The sequence below is a fragment of the Maribacter sp. MS6 genome, assembly GCF_056839185.1.
This window is the reverse complement of sequence record NZ_CM166389.1, coordinates 1,810,101-1,826,378: the sequence shown is the minus strand read 5'-3', so window position 1 is coordinate 1,826,378 and position 16,278 is coordinate 1,810,101. Positions and strand designations below refer to the sequence as shown.

Below are 16,278 nucleotides of genomic sequence, written 5' to 3'. Positions count from 1 at the left end.
TGGTTTGTTGCAGTCAAGTACGCGATTAATTTTCCGCAGTAACAATATACAAAAAAGTAGGGAAGGACCTTCGCCTTAGCCAGCAGAAGCAATGAACTATACACGTCTTAAGTTAGCTGCTGGGCTTTTCGTTTTCTATCTATTTTTGTCAATTAAATCCAATTCCATAAACAACAAATAATCCTTAAATTCTGCTGGAATTTCCATTTCTGGATAAGGTTCAATGTCGCGAAATCCAAAACTTCTATATAAAGAGTGAGCAGCTTCCATAAACTTCGGGCTGTCGAGTCGAACTTTCTTGTAACCAGCTTTTTTCGATTCGACTAAAAGTCCTTCAAGTATAGCTCTTCCAGCACCAATTCGTCTGAAAGTTGGGTCAACAAACATCCGTTTTATTTCTCCAATTTCGGAACTTATACTCTTTAGGCTTCCAAGTCCGCATATTTTAGTTTCATAAACTGCTATTATTAGTTGTCCGTGAGGTGGTTGGAATTTATTAATTTGTTGAATATCTTGTTCAACCGCTTCTTTTGGATTATGAGGATGGACACCATAAAGTTCTTGCATTTTGTCATTACCCCAAACCAAATAATCAAACCATAATTTTTTAATACTCTCAATATCGTCAGGAATTTGAGCATATCTTACTTCGACATTTGATTTTTGTTCCATAGTTACTGTTTTTTCGATTTTGTTTGGTTTGCCTTGCAGCTAACGGTGTGGCTATGAACAGTACGGGAGCAAACTAGCGTTTGCTTTCCGCCACGCACATAGCAAAATCTTATTGTTTTGCTTTTTCTTTTTTGTCCAAAGCTAAATCCCAAAGATTTTGCGGTCATTATAAAAATACGCAAACCTTTCGATTAAGCCTGAAGCCCGTATTGTTTATAGGTGATGTTAGGGGCAGTTTTTTCCGTTTGAGTGTTCAATTTTTATTTTTCACCTACAACCCTTTAATGCGTAAGGGGAGAATTCCACTCACTTAAAATCCCAGTTTTGATTGATGTCCGAATGTAAATAAGATAAACTCCAACGTTTATTTAAATTTATGCGAAAGAAAAATCTGTCTTAAGGTTTGTTCGTTTTTCATGTTATAGCTGTAAATACTGTTAGTATTTTCACTATCGCCTTTGACGGTATAGAACCCTAATGCGAATTTATCTTCTTCCAACGTTCTGCTCATTATGATTTTAGAGTCAAATGAATTAACAACCAATTCCTCAATACTAATTGTATATTCTGTGCTTTGGATGTCGTCTAAAGATGAGAAGGCAAAAGGTCCGTAGTCGAAATATAAAGTATCTTTCTTATCGGTAAGTCCTCCATAAAAGCCGTCTGTTCCTTGAGGATAAAATCTATTCCAGTCCAAAGGTGTTTTTAAAGTAAACTTTTCAAAATCAATCGTCTTTAACTGATTTTCAGTTGTAGAATCATCGTTTTGACAACTTGTTAAAATGAGACTAGCACATAATACAAAAAATATTTTCTTCATGACATTGTTTTTCAATTAGATGCTTGAAAATCGAAAAGGATGCGTAATCAAACCGTTATTATAAAATTAAGCTTTCTATAAATATGCTTAAATTCTATCAGTCATTCAGAATTGCCCCTAACGTGTTGTGTATGGCTAGTTGCGTTGGCGAGAACTAAGTTAGCAAAAAAGAAACGAACCAGTAGGAAAATCCGCTAGGATTTTCCGAGTACACACAGACCAAGCAATTAGTTATACACGGCTTAAGTTTGATTCTCTTTAAATTGATGTAATAATCAGAAAGAACAAAAGAGAGAATTAAGGTTACTATACACGGTGAAGCTTTAGACTTCGACAACATTGATAATCCTCTCTCTTTTACTACTTAAACCACGTTCAGTTCTGTGAGACCTAGATCTCGTTTTCAAGTTGTTGTGAGCAGAAGTAGCCGGTTCTTTCATAAAACATTCGTTATGAATAAATATAAAGAAACTTTTGGAGTTGACATCAGTAAGGATGTCTTTGATGTACATGGTAGTAACATTGGTCACAACCAGTATAAGAACGATGAAACGGGATTCAGGAAATATCTTAAAGAATTGCCCCAAGGTTCATTGGTGGTTATGGAAGCTACCGGTTATTATCATTATAGACTTGCACAGTTTCTTTACAAAAACGGAGTAATCGTTTCTGTTGTAAACCCATTGTCCATAAAGCGTTTCATACAAATGAAACTGGCCAAGGTAAAGACGGACAAAAGCGATGCAAAGGCTATTTGTGAATATGCTTTGTCCAATGATGTTCCACTCTACAATTCCTTGACAGGTACTCAGAGTGAATGTTTACAGTTGTTCCGGTTATTGGACACCTATTTAAAACAACGTACCGCAACTAAGAACAAGATACATGGAGAAGCTGTTCTGGGCATTCCCTCAAAGTTTGTCCATCGTTCCTTGGTGCGTAACAAGAAGCAGCTAAATAAGGAGGTGATAGCCATCGAATCAAAAATCCTTTCCTTGGTAAAAGAGGACCAACAAGAACAATTGACCTTAATCACCAGTATACCGGGAATAGGTCAAAAGACCGCATTGTTCTTGATAGTTGTGACGGATGGTTTTTCCAAGTTCGAGAATGCATCACAGCTCTGTAGTTATGTCGGTATTACCCCAACGATTAGAGAATCGGGGAGCAGCGTTAGAGGTCGTGCACGGATAAGCAAAGTGGGCAATAAAAAGCTACGTAATCTTTTGTTCCTATGTTCCTTTACCGCCTGCAAGCACAACAAGGCGTGTAAGGAGGTATATGAGCGAATCGTGAACAAGGGAAAGAGTAAGAAGCTGGCATTGATAGCCGTGGCTAACAAGTTACTCAAACAGTCCTTTGCCATTGCAAAGTCCGGAAGGCCTTATGATGAAACTTACGTTTCGGTACCGCGGGTAAAATAAATGGAAGATAAATTGAATAAAAAAAGCCCGAAGAATCCGATTTTAGAATCTATGGGCCTAGAATAGTATTGTCTCAGATCAAGGAAGAATTTGTTTGTTTTTTACCTCAGCATCTATGTAAAAACTGCGCGTCCAGTATCTTTAATTTACTCTAAAACAATAAGATATGGAAACACAACAAATCACTACGCCAAAGCTATATATTGGTATCGACATTCACAAGCGCAGTTGGAAGGTGCATTGTGCTACGGATATTTCTTCCGGCAAAACATTTTCGATGAACCCGGACCCGGCGAAGCTCAAGTCTTATATAGAACACCATTATAACGGACATGAAGTGTCTACGGCCTATGAAGCGGGATGCTGCGGTTATTATGCCCATAGGTCCTTTGAGGGTTACGGTTGGCGTTCATTGGTAGTTAACCCAGCCGATATCCACAGAAGGGGGAAGGAGAAAAATACCAAGACCGACCGTATCGATGCACAACTTATAGCAAGGGAGCTCAAGGACGGCCGACTACAAGGTATTCACGTTCCCCATATAGAACGAGAGCAGCTACGCTCTCTTTTTCGGCGTAGGAATGATTTGGTAAAGAACTATCGAAGAATTAAAAGTCTCATTAAGGGTCTGCTTTTAAACCAAGGGGTCGTTACGCCTCTTGAGTTTGACAACTCTCATTGGAGCCACGATTTTCGCAACTGGTTGGACAATCTTGAGTTTGCCTATTCTCCAGCCCGAATGACACTGGATAGCCATATGCGCTACTTTAGATTTGTCGATAAAGAACTTCGTGATGTCTCCACTGCGCTTCGTCGCTACTGCAAGGTTCATTATAAGAAGGATTATATACTCTTACGAAGTATTCCTGGCATAGGTGGAATCGTAGCCTGTGGTATTATTTGCGAATTGGGGGATTTAAGACGTTTTAATAACCTAAAACAATTAGCCGGTTATGTAGGGCTTGCCCCAGGCATTTACCAAAGCGGAAATAAACTAAGGAGTACAGGGCTTACAAGACGTGCTCACCGGTTAATACGCAGTTATTTTATAGAAGCGGCATGGCAAGCGATACGAACTGATCCCGTAATGCAGGATTATTATCGCAAACACTTGGGCAAAAACGTCAAAACAATTATTGTGAAGATAGCCAGAAAACTGCTCAGCAGGACATTGGCCGTAATAAAGACGGGGATTCCCTATCAGATCGGGGTCGTATCTTAAATATTGTATTATACCTAACAATAACAAAGCTCAAAAAGAAGTAGAAAGGCCTGTATCACAAAACAAAGAAGGTGACCTTTTTCAAACAGGGATCACAAACCTCAGCTAGTGAACGGGCCTATTATAACTATAATCATACAGATGCTGGTGAAGTCCAAAAGGTCTATCACATATAGGAGTGGGAGCAAGTTATATTAAAAGAAAAAAAGGTGGTTTAAAGCAAAAAAGAAAATATTAATTAACTTTAGAGAACTGGACTAAGGCTTTTCATAGGAGTTCTTTGTTATGTGCTGTTTTTATTCAGATTTATCTACTGTTAACATTCCTCCAAAGCAACTGTTTTCTCCAGTTAAAATCCCTTTATTAAACAAAGCGTGGGCAACCATTTTCATTTCTTTATCATTAGAGATTGTAATTCCCCAATCTTTTCCATTTTCGATTCTATAAACGAGAGAATCAATTCCGATTTCATTTTCAAATTCAGACAGTTCTTTCATAGAATATTTGTCAAATGCACTTATGTTCCAAATTGCACTATCATTTTTAAATTCAAAATATCGTTCTTTATTTTCAAGTGCAGTTTCGTAAACTTTTATTGTTCCGTTTTTTGAATATCCTAAATTCAATTCTCTATGCAAAGCTCCTTTTAAAAAGTTTCCTTTTGTACAATATTCTCTCACTTCTCCGTTGTTCAGATTTTTGACTTTAACTACAAGAAAGTTCTGAAACGTACTTTCGTTCTTTATTGCTTTTTCATAATTCGGATAAAGTTCCTCATCACTCAAACTTTGTTCATATTCAACAGTTTCTTTACAAGAGAAAAGGAATAGAAAAGTAAAAACTAATATTAATGTCGATTTTGTCATTTTGGGTAATTGCACATAACGGTCTCGGCTATGAGTAGTTGCGTGGGTTAGCACTAACTTTTACAAGTACGCACCAAACTGAAAATCCGTGAGGATTTACAGAAGTAAGCGAGAACAAGCAATTACTTATAGCCATTGTTGTGCTTTCGTTAATTTTTCATTTCGTCTCCAATTAATTCTAAAATCTCCAAGATTCTTCGGCGCAAAGCGTCAGATTGCAGATTAGCACCTCTATTAAGAACAATTGCCGCAGAAATGATAGATTCCAAATTTTTATTTATTAAAATTTCATTTAGGGTAGCACTTAATTTTGAAATTCCAATTTCTGATTTAAAAGAATTTGAGTTCTTATCTAATAGCCAATAATGTTTAGACGCGTTCATAAAACTATTATAGACATCTCTGCCCAAACCTAATTCTGAAATAATTGGATGATATTGCTCGTTCAGTAATTTAATCCAATTAGTTTCGATTTCTGTTACTCCAACTACATCAGATGACCAATTTGATAGTAAACGTCTCAATTCGTTGTTGCTAATCAATCTTAAATTCTCCGAACTGGTTAAGTTGTTTTTTATAGGATCGAATGTCGGCTCATTCCTAATGTCAGCGAGATTTTTAATTACGGAATCTCTAAAAACACCAACTGGTTCATCAAAAGCATTCAACAGTTGTATTGCTGATTTTAGCATGATTTCCCTGGTCGCCATTTTTTCTTCTAATTGCAAAAGATTAGACTGATAATCTTCTTGTAGTTGTTTAAGTAAACCTTGTTCCTCTATTTTATCTTTTCTTTGCTCATTCCAGTTATTAATTTGAAGCGCAATTAGAATTCCAATTACTACAAGTATAATTTCTCCGAGAGCATATTTAAAATACTTTCCCGTTTTTCCTTCTGAAAGCAAGTTTTGTCTAATTTTTCTAAAGAATTTTATCATTGGTCAATGGTTGGTTTTAATGAAGCACAACGGTTTAGCTATGAACAGTACGGGAGCAAACTGGTGTTTGCTTTCCGCCACGCACATAGCGAAATCTTATTGTTTTGATTTATTTTTTCCTGTCCAGAGCAAAATCCATAAGATTTTGCGGACTTCATAAAAATACACAAACCCTGCGATTAAGACCGAAGCCCGTATTGTTTATAGGTGTTGTTGTAAAACGTTTTTATATGTTGTGAATCCGTCCTTTAAGTTTTTTACGATTGAAGGAACTAACTCTTACTTGGTCTTGCTTTTTTATAATTCCGTATGCGATGACTGGTACTAGTAAAAATCCGCCAACAATGAAAATTACATAATGATTCCGACTGCCAGAGAAGATGGGACTAACAAATAAGAACATAAGTGGCGTACCAATTAAGAAAATAAGTCCGGCACCAATTTTGGCTAAGTTCGATTCTTTTGCATTTAGTTGGTCAACATGAAAATCAGTTTTCCGGCTGCAATTTTTGCAATTCAGTTTTTTAGCCTCTCCATCTTGCATTGCAAATTCTACCCGAGTATTTGCACTTGTTGAATATCCAATTTCATTATCACATTGAGGACATTTTCCGTAAACTTTCATTTGTTTTAAAGGTTTTCTTTAAATTTTAATATAGCCTAAAATAAAGGCCAATGTCAATATTATAATTAAGCCAAAAAATATAATCACTAAAGTTGCCACAGGGTCCCACAATATAAAATCACTTAATTTTTTACGTTTTTTAGACATAGTATTATTTAAGTTTTACGGCTTTTGTAAATGTTTTACAACGTCTCTGTATATGGCTCGTAGCGTGCAAATTATGAAATTATTTTCGGATGAAGCACGAGCCGAATTTTTTAATTTTCTTATTATTTTTTTTCTCAATAAGCCAAATTAAAAAATTTGGCGACTTTCCAAATACGCCTTAACTTCGATTAAGCAACTAACTAGCTATGAGATATATACGTCTTAAGTTTGATTCTCTTTAAATTGATGTAATAATCAGAAAGAACAAAAGAGAGAATTAAGGTTACTATACACGGTGAAGCTTTATACTTCGACAACATTGATAATCCTCTCTCTTTTACTACTTAAACCACGTTCAGTTCTGTGAGACCTAGATTTCGTTTTCAAGTTGTTGTGAGCAGAAGTAGCCGGTTCTTTCATAAAACATTCGTTATGAATAAATATAAAGAAACTTTTGGAGTTGACATCAGTAAGGATGTCTTTGATGTACATGGTAGTAACATTGGTCACAACCAGTATAAGAACGATGAAACGGGATTCAGGAAATATCTTAAAGAATTGCCCCAAGGTTCATTGGTGGTTATGGAAGCTACCGGTTATTATCATTATAGACTTGCACAGTTTCTTTACAAAAACGGAGTAATCGTTTCTGTTGTAAACCCATTGTCCATAAAGCGTTTCATACAAATGAAACTGGCCAAGGTAAAGACGGACAAAAGCGATGCAAAGGCTATTTGTGAATATGCTTTGTCCAATGATGTTCCACTCTACAATTCCTTGACGGATACACAGAGTGAATGTTTACAGTTGTTCCGGTTATTGGACACCTATTTAAAACAACGTACCGCAACTAAGAACAAGATACATGGAGAAGCTGTTCTGGGCATTCCCTCAAAGTTTGTCCATCGTTCCTTGGTGCGTAACAAGAAGCAGCTAAATAAGGAGGTGATAGCCATCGAATCAAAGATTCTGTCATTGGTAAAAGAGGACCAACAAGAGCAATTGACCTTAATCACCAGTATACCTGGAATAGGTCAAAAGACCGCATTGTTCTTGATTGTTGTGACGGATGGTTTTTCCAAGTTCGAGAATGCATCACAGCTCTGTAGTTATGTCGGTATTACCCCAACGATCAGAGAATCGGGGAGCAGCGTTAGAGGTCGTGCACGGATAAGCAAAGTGGGCAATAGAAAGCTACGTAATCTTTTGTTCCTATGTTCCTTTACCGCCTGCAAGCACAACAAGGCGTGTAAGGAGGTATATGAGCGAATCGTGAACAAGGGAAAGAGTAAGAAGCTGGCATTGATAGCCGTGGCTAACAAGTTACTCAAACAGTCCTTTGCCATTGCAAAGTCCGGAAGGCCTTATGATGAAACTTACGTTTCGGTACTACGGGTAAAATAAATGGAAGATAAATTGAATAAAAAAAGCCCGAAGAATCCGATTTTAGAATCTATGGGCCTAAAATACTATTGTCTCAGACTAATGAAGAATTTACTTGTTTTTTACCTCAGTTCTTTGTTAGGCACTGGCTTTTCTGTATTATTTAATTTTCTAATTGTCTTTCAATAAATTCTAAAATAGCATTCCAAGATTCAATGGCCGCAATCACATTCCCTTTATCAGTTCCACCTTTTGCTGCGCCACCTTTGGAATAATCTTCAGGTGGAAGAAAAGGAATACCACATCCTTGTCCACCACCTGCAAAGTTATGACCAGCATTTTCGTAAGCTAAATGAATAAATTCATAATCAAACTCTTTTTTTTGAAGTCTTTCAACCATCATATTAGCCATCATTGAAGAAGGCCAAACTTGGTCATCTTTACCTGAAATGAATAGAATAGGACATTTAATATCTTCTACTGGAATTAATGCTTTACTTATTAAATCTTTATTTTTAAAAGCACTCAAAAACTTTGGCCCATCCCTATATTGTAACCCTAATTCTTGTAACTCCTTTTCAATTCGTTCTGAATCTTCGTTTGTATATTCGACAAATTGAAAAGGTCTGCTCTTATATGTCCAAGATGACTTATTATCTTCCCAACCAAACCAGACTACATTTGAAGGAACTTGAGAAATCAAGAACTTTAAATTATCGAATTTAGATGCATATAACATCGCTAGTTCAGAACCTCTTGACCTACCAATAATTCCAATTTTCCCTTTGTCAATTTCAGGTTGTTGGCTCAACCATTTGTGAGCTTTTTCGACATATTCCAGTGGAATCTCGATAATTCCATCTGGTAGCGTTTCATATCTAAAATATTTCAAGTCTAGAACTGCAAATCCTTCACTTGCATAAAGAGAGGCACGTTCTTCCCTGAAGTTACCACCAGAACCGCCAATAAAAATAATGGCTGGTACTTTTCTATCTGATTTAGGTAGGTAGTAGTTTGCTATATTACTATCTCTTTTTGCAACACCTTTAATGTTTAGATTTTCAAGTTCTCTTGTACTTTTTCTGTAAATAGTTTTCTCATCTAAAACTTCATCATTCATACTGATACTTATCGTAGTTTTAAATCCACTATTCGTAGCAATTTGATGGTAATCATTACTCTTCATTGACCAAAAAAGTCCCATAGGTTCAATACCCAAATAAGTTCCACCAATAGATGGTTGTTTTGATAAATCAATATTACCATTCGAGTCTGAAATGTATATTGCTTTTGAATTCCAATTATGATTCTTTGCGTCCGTTGCTTTTAAAATGAATACGATTTTTTGGTTTTTAGGTAGCCCTTTTGCCGAAATAGAAACAGGCTTATGATATAAACTATTCTTTTGTTCAATAATTAATTCTGCTTTTTCTTTTTGAGCATAAACCAAAAAGGTAGTGAAAAATATGATTATCGATAGGTTTTTAATTTTCATTCGAATACTTTTGAGCTTGTGCCTAACGGTCTTGTATATGGCTCGTAGCATGCAAATTAGAAAATTATTTTCGGTTGAGCACAAGCCAGATTTTTAAATTTTACTTTTTATCTTTTTTATTGGAAATCGTCAAATTTAAAAATTTGGCGACTTTCCAAATATGCCTTAACTTTGATAAAGTAACTAATTAGCTATGAGCTATATACGTTGTTACCTGCTGGCTTTATTCGATTCCTGTTCCTCCCAATATGTTCCATTCCTGTCCTTTTTCGGGACTTCCGTTCAAAATTGGTATAGCTTTTCCAATCAGTTCCCTAACTCCAAGCACATTCAATGAATTGTCGTGGTCTTCTTTGGTTTCCCAAATTTCGGTAATCCAGATTTCGTCAGGGAAATCTTGGTTTATGCCAACAACATATAAATGACAACCTTTCGCAGATTTCATTAATGATGAGGCTTTGAGAAGGATATCAGCTAAATCGTTTCCTTTTCCTTGTTGTGCCACAAGTTTTCCGTGCAAGGCATATTTAGTTGGGTTTTCCATTTTCTCGCTATTCGGTTCTGTTTGTTTTTCTGTTTCTTGTGCGTTAATTTTTGAAAAGCAGAGCAAAGTCAGACAAAAGATTAAAGTTATAGTTCCTTTTTTCATTTCAATTTCTTTTTGTTGGTTATTTTTTTGATTTCATAGCCTTTACAACTTTTAAATCCTTTCGTTTTGTAAGTTGTTCGTATTCCTCTGATTCCATTGCGAACATTGCTATCTTACTTTCGCTATCAGAATGAATTCCCCAACCATACTTTTTGGTCAAGGGCGAAGCTCTGAAACAAGGTTTTCCTTTTGAGAAAAACTTTTCTCGTTCCAAAGTCAATTCTTCTTTGGTCAAATCGTTTCTGATTGCAAACACCTTAAAAAAAACATCATCTGAAGTGAATTTATAGGGATTCGCTTTTAGTAAGTCAAATTGATAATTGGCAATGGATTTTTTTCCTTTTCTTTCGGGCGGTTCTGTTCCTTTATCGACAGGACAATCTAGTGCCACTTCAATAAAAGTATTTATGTAATTTGTTGTATGTTCTTTCATTCCGTGCGTTTTTTCTAGCTTGCAGGTAACAATTGTATATAGAACATATGTTCTATATACCTCCAATATAGAAGATATATAACATATGTTATATATATCTTTTATAAATTTCTAAAAATCAAGAGGATTTTTAATTTTTTTAAAAGTTGTTGTGGCAACATGCGTGTATATTTCAGTTGTCTTGCTAGAGCTATGACCCAATAAAACCTGAATTTGTCTTATATCTACACCTGCTTCCAGTAGATGTGTGGCAAAACTATGTCTTAGCATATGTGGGGTAACAGGGACCTTAATACCTGCTTTTTCTGCTGCGTTACTTACTACTTTCCCAATACTTTGACCTGAATATTGCTTGCCGTATAAACCCTCAACGATATATTTTTCCGGTTTATATTGTTTATAGTATTCTCGCAAATCTTTCAACAATGAATCTGAAAGCAATGTATAGCGATCTTTATTACCTTTTGCCGCTTCAATCCTTATCAACATTCTTTTACTATCAATATCGGTAATTTTTAAATTTACTAATTCATTTCTGCGTATTCCAGAGGAATATAAAAGACTTACAATACATTTGTGCTTTAGGTTATTGGTATGAGCAATAATACTGAGAACATCTTCTTTTGAAAGTACTTTTGGTAATTTTTTTTCTTTCCTTGGTCTTTCTATCTCATAAAACCTATTAGGCATACCAAGAACTGATTCATAGTAAAACTTAATACTGTTAATAGCAGAATTTATGTAAGCATTGGATTTATCTTCTTGAATTAGTTTTAAGATATAATCTCTAACATCACTTTCATTAATGGATATCAAATCTTTGGTATTGTAATAATTAATAAATGTTTCAAAGGAAGTTACATATGTTTTTACGGTATTGTTGGCATATTTCCTCAATTCTAGCTTATCTAAATAACTGGTAGGGCAAACACGATAAGTAGCAGGAAGTTGCCTTTTTCTAAACCATGTAATATCTATAGGCTCATTATTTTTTTTTGTGATGCTTTTATCAAAAAAGTGATTGCAATCAACCCAAACAACGCCATTAAAGGTTTTGAATATCTGATCAAGATTTTGTTTAGTGTTCAAAATGTAGGCCATGTTAAAACTGTTACTCCATTTTACATCTGGCAGCTGTTTGACAAGAGCATGAATAACTTTATCCGAGTTGAATTGTAAGCCTATGTAGCGTTTTTCTTTAATTAAAAGATGTTTTAATGTAACGCTTCTACCTTTTTCCATTGCTCATTTTTAAGCAATTTAAAGGATACTATTGATTTAAACGTATCTTATACGAATAGGATACGTATAATTATTAATTAAAATGGGAGTTATGAGAATCCATAAAAAATGTTTCCATTGTGGCAAAGAACTGGAGGGTAGAACTGATAAGAAATTTTGTGACACACATTGTAAAAGCAGGTATCAGTATAAAATGGAAAAACAAAATCCAGAACGATTTTACAACAAAGTTGACAACCAATTAAAATTGAACCGCAAAATTCTAAAGGAATATAACAAAGGAGGTAAAGTAACAATAAGAGCCAAAGTTTTATTGGAATTAGGATTTGACCCAAACTTCTTTACTCATTATTGGAAAAACCAAAAAGCAGAGGTGTATCTATTTGTTTATGAATATGGGTTTTTAAAAAAGGACGAAAATGGAAAAGAGAAATATGTTCTGGTTACATGGCAAGAGTATATGAATTAGAATTTTAGAAAAAAATCTCTCTCATAAATTTGATTTGTAAAAAACACATAAAAGTAGCTTCTGATTGTGATTTTGAACCAGGTTATAAATCTAGTCCATCATTCAAAAAAGAAGAGCCCAACTCTTCTCCTTTCGTTTGAAATTCCTGAGATTAATTGCAATTTCCGAGCAAACTGATTTAATCTATTGTCATGTGTTTTCAAGTTTGGAAAGACCAGAAATCATTTGCTATATTGACATCTATGAATGTTATCTGCATAGAAGAAAAAGCTTTTTACACCCTATTGGATAGGGTGTTCAAGTATGTTGAATCCAAAATGGAAAAGGATATTCGGGATAAATGGATGGACAAAAAAGAAGCGATGCAGCTGTTGAGAATAAAATCGGCCACCACTTTACAAAAATTACGGGACGAGGGCAAGATTAGGTTTTCACAGCCCGAAAGAAAACATATCGTTTACGACCGCGAATCCATAAACGATTATCTTGAAGCACATGTGCTGGAGCCTTTTAATTAAAACCGTTTCTTCCTGTTACAACCGAGGTAAGAAATCTTCAATCCTTATTTTTTTCTACTAAGTTTCATTGGAAGATAAATCCTAAAAAACGGGGTTTATATTGAATTAAAAATAGTATCATAAATCTTTTAATTTGGATATCGATTTGTTCGGCCTAGTCCCTGCGGAAGTTCAAAAATCCTCCACTCCAAGACTTCCCGAGCGAACCGCTTCGCCGGTTCGCATTCGGGGCCTTTCCGTTCCAGATTTTCGAACCCCCTCGGAACCGCACAAAAACCCAAGCGGCAAAAAAGGCGCTTGCCTTTTCCTTTCCCTACCCACAAATTTTTTTTGGAGATTTCCCAAATTCCATAATTTTTTTGACACCATTTTGGACCATATAAATTAGTCAATTGGTCTTATATGGTCTCTATTGGTCTTAGATGGTTTTACGACTTAAAATAATGATTATTAGACTATTATAATTCGATTTGATATATTATTTTTATCCACGTTGGTGGATAGCAAGTTATGTTTCGCGCACCGCAAAACGCCTACTTCTGACGAAGTAAAAACTGATAAAAATCGAGTTAAAAAATGGCTAGCAATAAAGGAGGGAGAAAACGTCTCGGAGACAAGAAAAGGGAGCATGCCATAACGCTCAGGTTCAATGGCACGGAACTGAAAAAAGTAAAGTCCATCCTGCAATCCTATAATCTCGATTTTAGGAAAAGGGGGACGGTCGGCCCATTCTTGAGAAAGCTTATTTTGAACAAAGAAACGGTCAAGGAAAAACGTATTCCCGATGGTATCTGCAACCTCAGTTATCAGATAAACAAGATAGGAAACAACATCAACCAACTGGTCAAGGTGGCCAATTACAAGAACATGCGAAGCCCGAATTCGAACCTTGAACGGGAGATACGAAGAGCCAGTGAACTGATGCTCGAACTGATAGAAACGATCAACACCAAAAACCAAAAATGATAGCAAGGGTGCTTTACCGGAAAAGCGTGCAGGGCGTGCTGAAGTATGTATTGGGTAAAACGGAAAGTACCATACTCGGTTTTCAAAATACCTATTCCGATACCGATACCAACACGGAGTTTTTTGGCAGGGTACTCTACCATTTGGGCAATCGGCACGATTCTGAAAAACGCTACCTACACGCTTCCCTTAACCTTCCCCGTGGCGAACACTTAAGCGACAGGGATTTTTTCGAACTCTCTAAAAAGTACATGGAACACATGGGCTATGGCGAACAGCCTTTTGTCGTGGTACGCCATCATGATACCAAACACGAGCACGTTCATATCGTATCGACCACCATCAAAGAAGACTGCTTGCAGATAAACCTCTCCAATGATATAAGAAGGAGCATAGCAACACAGAAATATCTTGAAAAAGAGTTCGGGCTTTCCCCATCTCCCGAGACAAAACAGACCAAGGATCTCCCGAAATACGAAATGCCCAAGTTCAGAAACCAGGACATCAACGGAATCAGATTCTATTTGCAGGACATCGTTAATAACACCTTGCAGAAATTCAAGGTGCGAAGTTTTGAGGAACTTGCCGAACACCTCAAAAAACATCATATTGAGCTAAAGACGACCGAACGAAATGGCAGAGTAGGAGTATCCTATGGTATCGCCGTAAAAGATGGCTACAAGTCAAGGTTCATAAACGGTTATACCGTCCATCCACAATTGAGCGGTCCAAAACTGCAAAAGGTCTTCGAGCAGAACCAAAGCTCGAAACTGTTGCCGATGGTCAAAAAACGGTTGGAGAAACAACTGCAAACCACTTACGGACTTTTCAAAACGATAAACCCCGAACATCTGCCCGATATTCTGGAATCCCATCAAAAACTGGATTGCAAGGTCGACTATGATGAAAAAGGAAAAGCCTTGGATTTTACAATTTATGACAAATCGGGCTATGTACTCAAGAGCGGGGAGATAGCAAATGATATAGGAGTCCTTCAAAACCCAGAACTGTTCGAAAGCGGATTTACCCAGATGTACGCGGAAAGCGAAAAGCTACAATTGGAACTTCAACGCTGCATTAAGGAAGCCTACAGAAGCACCTATCAAAGTTCTAGAAGCAAGCTCCTTTTCTCGGAACATATCCATAGGATTCCAATAAAGGCTATAGCAGCCGAAATGGCCCAATCTGAACGGTTCCGGTTTCTAAGGAAATACCTGCACACCGACAACCGAGAGCTGGGCAAATTGATACGAGCGCAATTCGACATTGTAAAACATAAGATGTATGGCACCGAACTGATGCGGGAAGAACGGGAATTGAAGATAAAGGCCGACGTAGTAAAAAAGTCAATCGACAAACAACTGTTCAATACAACAAGGCAAGAGGTAATCCCTTTCGAGCTTTTGCCAAGCCTTGGAATTAAATATAGCAGAGGCGTTATCAGTTACGTGAATTCCAATCGGCATTCGGTCAAAATGGATTTGGGCCAACTACGATTGCCGGAACGAATCGACTTTTATGCATCCCCGTTCTTTGTCAGGGAGAACGAAAAAGTATTGGATGGACTTTTGAACGAGAAGACCGAAAAAGAAATCGGTCTAAACCCGACCTCGATATTCCTGCCATTGATGTTCCCTAACCTATATGACGTCATGGCCCAACCTTACAGGGAAAAATTTGAATGCCTTAGCCTGAAGGCCTATCATAAATATGCAGAGCGCATGCAGCTATCCTTTGAAAAATCCCCAAGAGATTATATCAAGTTTTTCAATGCCAAAGGGTTTTATTTTGAAAGAAGTGAAGAAAGGCTGTATATCGGTTCGATATATTCCAAGTATCCCATACAAGTTCCGCTCCCACCAAAAACACAGACCTATCTGGAATCATCGGGCGATATAAATAAGGTTTTGGATAGCCAAACAAAAACCTTGAAGGATATCAAAACCCACAGGCAGGATAATTTGAAGAATCTTTGGTCTGCATATTTGATAGAGCGAGGACAATATACTAAGGCTGCTTATTTGTTCATATTGGACGGAGTCAGACCCTATCTTCCTTTACAGCTGTTGGAACACCATATGGAAAACGGGTTTAAGGAAGCCCTAAATACTATTTCCAAAAAACAGATGGATATAAAACAGGTGCGCCTCCTTCGGAAAGGCATTTATGCTCTGGGCAATCTGTTGGGAAGCAAAGGCCCTGGAGGGGAAGAAGTTTTCAACGGCTTTAAGGATGAATTGACCGATTACTCGAAATATAAGGGTAGGGGCTTATCGATGTAAATCAAACATAGGAATTTATCAAAGAATTTGGCACCCATGGGTGCTTTTTTGTGGCTAGGGAGAGAAAAAGTATGCTGTACCGAGCCAAGGTTCGGTTGCGCCCTACGGAGTTTCTTCTTTACGCTTA

The 16,278-nt window shown here is 36.6% G+C and carries 16 protein-coding genes; 7 read left to right on the top strand and 9 right to left on the bottom strand.

Going from position 1 to position 16,278, the window contains the following annotated elements:
* Nucleotides 1–135: 135 nt before the first annotated feature.
* Nucleotides 136–672 (bottom strand): GNAT family N-acetyltransferase, encoded by a 537-nt coding sequence (locus MS6x_RS08090; protein ID WP_482606725.1) that lies wholly within the window; start codon nt 670–672, stop codon nt 136–138.
* Between the two features lie 364 nt (nt 673–1,036).
* On the bottom strand, nt 1,037–1,492 hold the full coding sequence (locus tag MS6x_RS08085) for a membrane lipoprotein lipid attachment site-containing protein (protein ID WP_482606723.1): 456 nt from the start codon (nt 1,490–1,492) through the stop codon (nt 1,037–1,039).
* Nucleotides 1,493–1,944: 452 nt separating this feature from the next.
* Between MS6x_RS08085 and MS6x_RS08080 the strand changes: the two genes are divergently transcribed.
* Both MS6x_RS08080 and MS6x_RS08075 read left to right on the top strand, forming a co-directional pair.
* Nucleotides 1,945–2,916: an IS110 family RNA-guided transposase gene (locus tag MS6x_RS08080; protein ID WP_482606721.1), complete on the top strand. Its 972-nt coding sequence runs from the start codon at nt 1,945–1,947 to the stop codon at nt 2,914–2,916.
* 166 nt (nt 2,917–3,082) lie between these two features.
* Nucleotides 3,083–4,138, top strand: a complete 1,056-nt coding sequence (locus tag MS6x_RS08075) for an IS110 family RNA-guided transposase (protein ID WP_482606719.1) — start codon at nt 3,083–3,085, stop codon at nt 4,136–4,138.
* Between the two features lie 296 nt (nt 4,139–4,434).
* Here MS6x_RS08075 and MS6x_RS08070 read toward each other — a convergent pair whose 3' ends face one another.
* From MS6x_RS08070 to MS6x_RS08060, 3 genes are all read right to left on the bottom strand, one after another.
* Nucleotides 4,435–5,004 carry a hypothetical protein gene (locus MS6x_RS08070; RefSeq protein ID WP_482606718.1) on the bottom strand — a complete coding sequence of 190 codons (570 nt, stop codon included), beginning with the start codon at nt 5,002–5,004 and terminating at the stop codon, nt 4,435–4,437.
* Nucleotides 5,005–5,153: 149 nt separating this feature from the next.
* A complete protein-coding gene (locus MS6x_RS08065; RefSeq protein WP_482606716.1) occupies nt 5,154–5,942 on the bottom strand; it encodes a DUF6090 family protein in 789 nt (262 codons plus the stop codon).
* Between the two features lie 226 nt (nt 5,943–6,168).
* A complete protein-coding gene (locus MS6x_RS08060) occupies nt 6,169–6,567 on the bottom strand; it encodes a hypothetical protein (RefSeq protein WP_482606715.1) in 399 nt (132 codons plus the stop codon).
* Between the two features lie 579 nt (nt 6,568–7,146).
* Between MS6x_RS08060 and MS6x_RS08055 the strand changes: the two genes are divergently transcribed.
* On the top strand, nt 7,147–8,118 hold the full coding sequence (locus MS6x_RS08055; protein ID WP_482606713.1) for an IS110 family RNA-guided transposase: 972 nt from the start codon (nt 7,147–7,149) through the stop codon (nt 8,116–8,118).
* A gap of 142 nt (nt 8,119–8,260) precedes the next feature.
* On the opposite strand, the gene MS6x_RS08050 is transcribed toward MS6x_RS08055, so the two are convergent.
* The 4 genes from MS6x_RS08050 to xerA form a co-directional block, all read right to left on the bottom strand.
* Entirely contained in the window at nt 8,261–9,592 is a 1,332-nt protein-coding gene (locus MS6x_RS08050) for an acyl-CoA thioester hydrolase/BAAT C-terminal domain-containing protein (RefSeq protein WP_482606711.1), read from the bottom strand.
* 223 nt (nt 9,593–9,815) lie between these two features.
* The gene (locus tag MS6x_RS08045; RefSeq protein WP_482606709.1) at nt 9,816–10,241 is read right to left on the bottom strand and encodes a putative quinol monooxygenase; all 426 of its coding nucleotides are present in this window, start codon (nt 10,239–10,241) and stop codon (nt 9,816–9,818) included.
* Between the two features lie 19 nt (nt 10,242–10,260).
* Nucleotides 10,261–10,674, bottom strand: coding sequence for a DUF6157 family protein (locus MS6x_RS08040; protein WP_482606707.1), 414 nt, complete (start codon nt 10,672–10,674; stop codon nt 10,261–10,263).
* Nucleotides 10,675–10,785: 111 nt separating this feature from the next.
* Nucleotides 10,786–11,916 carry a site-specific tyrosine recombinase/integron integrase gene (gene xerA / locus MS6x_RS08035; RefSeq protein WP_482606705.1) on the bottom strand — a complete coding sequence of 377 codons (1,131 nt, stop codon included), beginning with the start codon at nt 11,914–11,916 and terminating at the stop codon, nt 10,786–10,788.
* A gap of 91 nt (nt 11,917–12,007) precedes the next feature.
* Here xerA and MS6x_RS08030 point away from each other — a divergent pair, with 91 nt between their 5' ends.
* The 4 genes from MS6x_RS08030 (at nt 12,008) to MS6x_RS08015 (ending at nt 16,151) form a co-directional block, all read left to right on the top strand.
* Entirely contained in the window at nt 12,008–12,385 is a 378-nt protein-coding gene (locus MS6x_RS08030; RefSeq protein ID WP_482606703.1) for a hypothetical protein, read from the top strand.
* A 242-nt stretch (nt 12,386–12,627) separates the two neighbouring features.
* Complete coding sequence (locus tag MS6x_RS08025; protein ID WP_482606701.1) at nt 12,628–12,903, top strand: helix-turn-helix domain-containing protein; 276 nt, start codon at nt 12,628–12,630, stop codon at nt 12,901–12,903.
* A gap of 576 nt (nt 12,904–13,479) precedes the next feature.
* A complete protein-coding gene (locus MS6x_RS08020; protein WP_482606699.1) occupies nt 13,480–13,869 on the top strand; it encodes a hypothetical protein in 390 nt (129 codons plus the stop codon).
* On the top strand, nt 13,866–16,151 hold the full coding sequence (locus tag MS6x_RS08015) for a relaxase/mobilization nuclease domain-containing protein (RefSeq protein ID WP_482606697.1): 2,286 nt from the start codon (nt 13,866–13,868) through the stop codon (nt 16,149–16,151). The genes MS6x_RS08020 and MS6x_RS08015 overlap by 4 nt, the downstream gene beginning before the upstream one ends.
* Nucleotides 16,152–16,278: the final 127 nt, after the last annotated feature.